A 6,344-nucleotide genomic window follows, 5' to 3' on the forward strand; every position below is an offset into this window, starting at 1 on the left:
AATGATAATTATTTGAATACCCGTGCAAAAATTTTATCGACATTTTTGGTGTAATAATCAAAGTTAAAACATTCGCGGATTGCCTCTTCACTCAAACTTTCTCTTAGCTCATCATCTGCTAATAGATATTGTAAATAAAGGCTTTCCCCTTTTTCGTTGACGGCACTGTTTCCTTGCTGCAATCCTTCCCATACTTTCATCGCGTTGCGTTGAACGATACGGTAGGCATCTTCACGGCTTACCCCTTTGAGAGGAAGTTCGAGTAAAACACGTTGTGAGAAAACCAAACCGCCGGTGAGGTTGAGATTACGCATCATGTTTTCAGGATACACAACGAGATTTGCGATAACACTGTTAAAACGGTGAAGCATGAAATCTGAGGTAACAAAACTATCCGGCAACCAGAAACGCTCGGTAGAGCTGTGAGAGATATCACGCTCATGCCATAACGCGACGTTTTCCATCGCAGGGATAACATACGCTCTAACCATACGGGCTAACCCTGTGATATTTTCAGTCAAAATCGGATTACGTTTGTGAGGCATTGCAGATGAGCCTTTTTGCCCTTTGGCAAAAAACTCTTCACACTCATACACTTCGGTACGCTGCCAGTGACGAACCTGTACTGCAAATTTCTCGATAGAGCTTGCCATCAAAGCAAGCGCCGAAGCTAAACGTGCATAACGGTCACGCTGAATAACCTGGTTAGATGCAGGAGCCGATTTAAGTCCTAACGCTTCACAGGTATATTCTTCGAGTTCTAACGGTGCATGAGCAAAATTCCCCATTGCGCCTGAGACTTGACCGACGCAAATCACTTCCATGGTTTGTTCCAAGTTTGTCAAATGACGTGCCATCTCATCGTACCAAACCGCTAACACCAAACCAAACGTAATCGGCTCACCGTGAATTCCGTGTGAGCGTCCGACCATCAATGTCATCTTGTGTTCTTCTGCACGAACCTTGATCGATGCCATAACCATTTTAACGTCTTCGATAATCAATGCCAGTGAATCACGCATTTGCAAAGCGACAGCCGTATCAACCGTATCGGATGATGTCATACCATAATGGAACCAGCGACTCTCTTCACCGAGTGTTTCCGAAACGGATGTGGTGAACGCGATCAAATCGTGGCGAGTAACCGCTTCGATCTCATCAATGCGTTCAACACTGAATCCTGCATTTTTTACAATCTTCTGGGCATCTTCATCAGGAATCAATCCCAATTTATTCCATGCAACGACTACCGCTTTTTCAACATCGAGCCATGCTTGATACTTTGCTTGGATACTCCATTTGGATTTCATCTCTTCTCTGGCGTAACGATCTACCATGCTATAACTTCCTTCTATGCTAAAATGCGCTAATTAAATTAGACTTTTTTTATGTCCGTTCACCCTGAGCTTGTCGAAGGATCTGTTCATGGTTCGACAAGCTCACCACGAACGGGACGTTCTCTACTGTATATATAAGTCTATCCAACCCTCCCTAAAAAGGAATTAAATTGCCCTTTGTCACCAAGCAACTTCACGCCCCGTCTCGTCAAAAAGCATTTCGTTTTTTAATGCAAGAGTTAGGGATTACCCAAAGCGAAGCACAACGTTTAATTGCCAAAGGGAGGCTTTCTCAAAACGGTGAAGTGATGGCGAACAATGCGGGGTTTATCGAAGGAACTTTTGATTTCATTTGTTTTGAACCTTTGACGTTAGGGTTAGAACCTGCGTTTGTCGAAGAGGAATTTGCCGTCTATGATAAACCCAGCGGTCTTCTCGTCCACCCGCAGAATCGTCACACCCCCTATAGCCTCAACGATGAGATCAAGCACCGTTTCGGACATGAGGCCAACATTACCCATCGGATCGATCAAGAGACAAGCGGTTTGGTTTTGACGGCGCGGAACAAAGGTTCTGAACGTGCTTTAAAAATGATGTTCGAAGAGCGTCAAATTACCAAGAAATATATCGCTATGGTTAAAGGTCATCTCAAAGAGCCGCTCGATATAGAGGAGCCTTTACTGCGTCGAGAAGATGCCAGCTCTATTATCCGCATGATCGTACGGGTTCATCCTGAGGGAAAACCGTCTCGTACCTTTATAAAACCTCTGGAGTATTTTCCCGATACCGATACGACTCTCGTCGAGGCTTCACCTTATACCGGACGTCAACATCAGATACGGGTTCATTTGTTCCACGTGGAACATCCAATCATCGGTGATCCGATCTATGGTCAGGACGAAAACGATGCCGTCCGCTTTTTAGACCGAGAGATGTCCGTAGAAGAGCGATTTATCAATACGGGTGCATCACGACTTTTACTTCATGCCCATTCTCTTGAATTCATTTATGACAATATTCCTTACCACGTGATTTCAAAAGAAGATTTTATTTCTCAATGTTTTGATGCGATGAAAAAGAAATAATTGATATGCCTTTCATCACTAAAAAACTTCATTCACCTATTCGTCAAATGGCTCTCGCATTTTTAATGGAAGAACTAAATCTCTCGCGAAGTGAAGGGCAACGTCTTATTGCCCGAGGTCGTTTATCTCAAAATGGCATTGTCATGTGCGATCAATTCGGGTTCATTGAGGGCTCTTGTGAGTTCATCTGTTTTGAGCCGTTATCGCGTGGATTCAAACCGATGTTTGTCACTAACGACTTTGCCATCTACGACAAACCGAGCGGTTTGAGTGTCCATCCGCACAGCCGTCTATCGCCGTATACCCTTAATGATGAGATCAAACATCAGTTTGGTGAGGATGCTAACGCAACACACCGGATTGATCAAGAGACGAGTGGCTTGGTTTTAGTGTCTCGACATAAAAAAAGTGAAACTGTTTTAAAAAAGTTATTCTCTGCACGTGCTATAAATAAACGATATCTTGCTATGGTAAAAGGTCATGTAGAAGAGATTATCGATGTACAAGAACCTCTATTTCGAATTGATCATCCGAATCTTCTTATCAGTATGGTGGTTAAAGTTGACCCTAAAGGGAAACCAGCCCATACTATTATTAAACCGATTCGTTACTTTCCTGAGCATAATATGACGCTCGTAGAGGCATCTCCATTGACCGGACGTACCCACCAAATACGAGTTCATTTGTTCCACGTGAAACATCCGATAATCGGTGATCCGGTGTATGGGCCAGAGGAAAAGGACGTAGTACGATTTATAAAAAAAGAGTTGTCACCCGAAGAGCGGTTAGAAATAGGGGGGTCAACGAGGTTGCTTCTTCATGCACATTCGCTTGAATTTGAGTATGAGAATGAGGTGTATAAGATAGAATCTGAGAAAGATTTTGTGCAAGAGTGCTTTGAGGCGATGGGGATTACATCTGATTAAAATATCCGTTCACCCTGAGCCTGTCGAAGGGTGCGTTCATGGTTCGACAAGCTCACCACGAACGAAACTCTATGCACAATTACTAATATATCGCTGTCGTTTCACCTCTTTAATTTTCCGAATATCCACCAAAATATACCCGTCAATACAGTTGTTAAAATCGCTATCAATCCCGAAATCCATAAACTGCACTCCACCCTCTTCGCATAATTCACTGTACTGTTTATAGAGGGTAGGAACCGATACGTCCAATGCTTTTAGATAGTCTTTTAAAACTCTAAAGTCCTCAGTATAGTTCTCGCCGCTAAACAATGCTTTAAACTCATTCTGGACGTATTCTGAGAGTTTATAGGGCGACTTTGCTCTAACCATAGTGTGGTCACTACCGAAATAAAGGGTATAAAAATAGACCAAAGCTTCTTGAGCATGTTTTGGAAAACTTCCCGAAATACTTACCGGCCCCATCATATATTTGACCTGAGGATTATGGCTGAGATATGCCCCAATCCCTTGCCATAGATAATCGAGTGCACGACTTCCCCAGTATTTTGGCTGAACAAAACTCCGCCCAAGCTCAATGGCATCTTCCAAAACTGCATCAAACTGTTCATTCATATCACACAAATCAGACATATAAAGACCCTCTTTGCCTAACCACGAAAGAATCCACTCACACTCACCGATACGATACGCTCCAGCGATCTCTAACGCCTCATCATCCCACAACACTAGATGATGATAATAGCGATCATACTCGTCGATGTCACGGGCATGACCACTCCCTTCTCCTACTTTGCGAAAAGAGTATTCACGTAAGCGTCCTATTTCGTTGATGATATTGGGGGCATTCTCATGTTCGATCAAATAGATCTCTTTGTTATCACTTGTCATCCCTAGCAGTTCACCTTTTCTGAGTTCGCTTCGAAGCTCCTGACGCGATACAGGATGAGCGATAGAACACTCCGTTGGATAGATACCGTGCTTTCCTTTAGCGATACGGAGAAGATGTTTACGAAATAATTTTGCATGACGTTTTTCACTGATGTTAAAATCGCTCAGTGCTTTTTCACTCACCATCTCTCCAATCGTAAAATCAAATACGTGATTTCGTGCCGCAAATATTTCATGACTGAGAAGCAACCCCCCCAACGGTTTATAGATCCATGAAGCAGCGTAAAACAACAGACTATTTTTTCCTTTAATATGGATCGGAAGAATCGGAGCAGCATTTCGTTTGGCAAACTTTAAAAAGCCCCCTTTCCATGAACCCTCTTTTATCCCAAATAATCCCGCACGAGAAACTTCACCGGAAGGGAAAAAGATGACCGCTTCTTCAGCTTGGAGCGCATTATCAATTTGCCGAAGAGCATGTCGTGAGAGTTTGTCATTGAAGTTATCCACACCAATCATATATTCTTTGAGCTGGGTAATCTCACCAAGCATGCGGTTGGCTACAATTTTCACTTTTTTGTCTTGACGCACCGAACAGACCATCTGTATCAAACACAATGCGTCTAATGCTCCCAAAGGATGATTCGCAACAATAATCACTTTACCCATCGTAGGAATATTTTCGATTTGGCGATGAATCGTTTTATACGATACGTTTAAATATTCAAGGACCGCATCGATAAATACCAATCCGCTTTTCTCTTGATGAATTTCCATAAAGCGATTAATCGATTTTTCATGAAGAAGTAACCGTGTCATTCCTACTATCATTTTATTAATAATTGCAGGGTATCGAAATACTTTTGGGTATTCTTTTCGTAAAATAAATTCTGTACTAACCATCTTATGCACCTTTAATTAAGGAATACACTTATTCGTGTTTCTTATTTTTGAAACATTAAGGGATATCTGTTTCAATGTGATTACATTAGAGTTACAGTGCAATTACAACGCTTTGAATGAAAAAAATTATCAATTGATGTGAATAACTTTTTATAACAATGTTTTTATTCATTTTTGATACAGACAAAATTGTAATAGGCCCCTAAAATAGGGGGTTTAAGGTGGGTTGAAGAAATATGATTTCAGGGTATATTTAGATAAAAAATTTCTGAAATTATGAAGATTTTTAACACTTTTTTTGTAAAAATGGCTATGACTTATTCACAACACGCTCACAGTGTGAATATTACACATTTTTGAAAAATTTTGATTTTTTTTTTCGGATTCAGAAATTTTTTAGGGGGGTAACAGAGATAAACGCTTAAGCCTTTCATCAATCTGAAATTATTAAGGATCTCTAAGACTCTTTGGATACACTTCTGACTTAGCGACCCTCCTGGTGTGTTGGTCGCTATGTTATTCATTTTATTACGCCAAAGGAGCAAAGCCCCTTTGACTACGTTAACACTAAGTTTTCCTCAGCAGAAAGCTCATTCATTTTTTTGTTTTACTTTTTTGATTCATTTCTAATTTAACCCTTTGCGCATGGGTAATTGCTACCGCCATTGCATCGGTAATATCCAGAGGCTTAATCTCTTTCGTTATCCCCAATATCTGTTTTACCATAAATGCTACCTGCTCTTTGGCAGCTTTGGCTTTTCCCGTCAACGCTTTTTTGACTTGTAACGGTGTATATTCTGCAAACATTCCATGCTCTTGTAAAAGTTTGAGGGTAATCGCTCCGCGAAATTGTGCCAGCTTCAAAACCGTTTTAGGGTTATGGGCATAAAAGATATCTTCCATTGCTACTTCATTGATTGTATGAGCTTTGAATAATTGTTCTATCGCTTCGGCAACTTGGGGAATTTGATATTGAAGTTCTTCGGCTTTTATTTTAATCAAACCCGCTTCGATAAGACGTAATTTTTGTCCCTCTATCGCGACGATAGCATATCCACAGTTTCTCGTACCCGGATCTATCCCTAAAATATTCATAATTATTCCTATTCACAGGGTGAATGAATTTTATTCACCTCTTCTTTGAGGCTAATTATAGGCAAATATCGCTATTATTCACATCACTATTCACAGGGGTTGAGAAA

General features: G+C 41.0%; 5 protein-coding genes. 2 read left to right on the forward strand and 3 right to left on the reverse strand.

Going from position 1 to position 6,344, the window contains the following annotated elements:
- Positions 1 to 8: 8 nt before the first annotated feature.
- A complete protein-coding gene (gene purB / locus B649_RS11960) occupies positions 9 to 1,337 on the reverse strand; it encodes an adenylosuccinate lyase (RefSeq protein ID WP_015654781.1) in 1,329 nt (442 codons plus the stop codon).
- Between the two features lie 170 nt (positions 1,338 to 1,507).
- Between purB and B649_RS11965 the strand changes: the two genes are divergently transcribed.
- Positions 1,508 to 2,422, forward strand: coding sequence for an RluA family pseudouridine synthase (locus tag B649_RS11965; protein WP_015654782.1), 915 nt, complete (start codon positions 1,508 to 1,510; stop codon positions 2,420 to 2,422).
- Between the two features lie 5 nt (positions 2,423 to 2,427).
- Positions 2,428 to 3,348, forward strand: a complete 921-nt coding sequence (locus B649_RS11970; RefSeq protein WP_015654783.1) for a pseudouridine synthase — start codon at positions 2,428 to 2,430, stop codon at positions 3,346 to 3,348.
- Positions 3,349 to 3,417: 69 nt separating this feature from the next.
- Here the strand turns inward: B649_RS11970 and B649_RS11975 are convergent, their stop codons facing one another.
- On the reverse strand, positions 3,418 to 5,058 hold the full coding sequence (locus tag B649_RS11975) for a lysophospholipid acyltransferase family protein (RefSeq protein WP_291750909.1): 1,641 nt from the start codon (positions 5,056 to 5,058) through the stop codon (positions 3,418 to 3,420).
- A 678-nt stretch (positions 5,059 to 5,736) separates the two neighbouring features.
- On the reverse strand, positions 5,737 to 6,237 hold the full coding sequence (gene ruvC, locus B649_RS11980) for a crossover junction endodeoxyribonuclease RuvC (RefSeq protein WP_015654785.1): 501 nt from the start codon (positions 6,235 to 6,237) through the stop codon (positions 5,737 to 5,739).
- Positions 6,238 to 6,344 lie beyond the last annotated feature (107 nt).

The sequence above is a fragment of the Candidatus Sulfuricurvum sp. RIFRC-1 genome (assembly GCF_000310245.1).
Taxonomy (GTDB): domain Bacteria; phylum Campylobacterota; class Campylobacteria; order Campylobacterales; family Sulfurimonadaceae; genus Sulfuricurvum.

Coding starts and splice junctions, on each gene's coding strand:
- purB (WP_015654781.1), bottom strand. CDS start 1,337: ATGGTAGATCGTTACGCCAGAGAAGAGATGAAATCCAAATGGAGTATC.
- B649_RS11970 (WP_015654783.1), top strand. CDS start 2,428: ATGCCTTTCATCACTAAAAAACTTCATTCACCTATTCGTCAAATGGCT.
- B649_RS11975 (WP_291750909.1), bottom strand. CDS start 5,058: ATGACACGGTTACTTCTTCATGAAAAATCGATTAATCGCTTTATGGAA.
- ruvC (WP_015654785.1), bottom strand. CDS start 6,237: ATGAATATTTTAGGGATAGATCCGGGTACGAGAAACTGTGGATATGCT.